This is a genomic window from Candidatus Obscuribacterales bacterium, from assembly GCA_036703605.1.
Lineage (GTDB): Bacteria > Cyanobacteriota > Cyanobacteriia > RECH01 > RECH01 > RECH01.
The window spans coordinates 1-1,363 of the sequence record DATNRH010000423.1 but is presented as its reverse complement, the minus strand read 5'-3'; the positions used below and the strand labels follow the sequence as shown (position 1 = coordinate 1,363).

The 1,363-nt window shown below is 53.2% G+C and carries 1 protein-coding gene and 1 tRNA gene; one reads left to right on the top strand and one right to left on the bottom strand.

Translation table 11 applies throughout. The features are described 5' to 3' along the window. Positions 1-23: 23 nt before the first annotated feature. Positions 24-98: transfer RNA gene (locus tag V6D20_08715), tRNA-Val, on the top strand. Positions 99-176: 78 nt separating this feature from the next. On the opposite strand, the gene V6D20_08710 is transcribed toward V6D20_08715, so the two are convergent. Continuing rightward, the coding region (locus V6D20_08710; GenBank protein ID HEY9815862.1) for an ISL3 family transposase at positions 177-1,363 on the bottom strand (1,187 nt) is incomplete at its 5' end.

The following is a 1,363-nucleotide window of genomic DNA, read 5'->3' as shown; positions in this document are numbered from 1 at the left end:
GCCTCCCGAGGAGATCCTAGGAAGCGCGGTTAGCTCAGTGGTAGAGCACCTCCCTGACACGGAGGGGGTCACTGGTTCGAACCCAGTATCGCGCACCATTTTTGGATTCACCGGGTCTGTCGGGTCTACACCAAAGTTTGGGGGATTGGCCGTTTTTATGGTTTTTGTGTTTTAAGTTAACCGCATTGAGCGATGACGCGTAGGCGGTAGTTATTGAAGTTTCTGAAGCCGTAGGCTCGGCGTTGGATGAGTTTCATTTTTCTGTGGAAGCCTTCGGTGATGCCATTGTTTTTGGTGAAGCGCCACATGCATGCGATTTCCTCCTGCCAACTTCGTAGCGTGTTGGCCAAGGTGATTAGTGGGGCGAAGCCGCTATTGGCGAGTTGTTGAATGATAGTTATGAAGCGGGGAGCCAGGGCCCTGCACTGCCAAGCTTTCTGGTGGCGCATGCGCATCAGTGAGCAGACTCGCTGCATCTGGTCATAGATCGGACGTAGGGCGGGATGGTTAGAGAAGAGCTCATGGAGTCGTTCCTGTTGGTTCGGGGTCAGGCGCTCGGGATGTTTGCGCAAGGCGGCGAGATAGCCCCGGCGCTGTTTGATGCAGGGAGCGATCTGACGGCACAAATCCATGAAGTGGTGCTGGGTGAGCCGGATGACATGGAAGCGATCGGCGACGATGCGTGCGTTGGGGAAGTAGCGCTGGATGAGCGAGCGGTAGCTAGCGCTCATGTCAATACAGACCACGCGGACTTTATGCCTGCCGCGCAAGGATTTGAGGAAGCTTTGGAGGTCTGTGGCGCTTTTACCTTCAGCAATATCAAAGACCCGATGTCGTTTAAGATCACAAAAGGTGGTGGCAAAGCGACAGCCTTTATGGAGGGTATGTTCGTCAATACCGAGCACTTCAGGGCATTGACGTGAGAGCCGTTCTTTAGCTTTTCGCTTGGTGAACTGTTGGTAGATGCGTTCAACGGTGGCACTACCCAGTTGTGTAATGGTAGCAAGTCGTTTGCCGCAAATGCCGTCGTGATGATCGCGATAAATGCGCTCACGAAAAGGCTCAGTGGAATGCCTGCCGGGTAAGATGCCAGGTAGAGGTTGAACAAAGCTCTTGTTGCAGTTCAAGCAAAGGAAACGCCGACATTCGACGATGAGCTTGGAGTATCGCCCAAAGGTTTCGAGATGCCGAGCTTTACGCTGGTAACGCCCCTTGCTGTGGAGGTGGTCACCTCCACAGCAAGGACAGACCTCGGGCCTTGTCTCAACGGGTTGAACGAAAAGATTCATCGTTTGCTTGCTCTGATACCGAATGATTCGATATCCCTTAATTCCTATCTCACTAGGTGGGGACATGGGTTTCA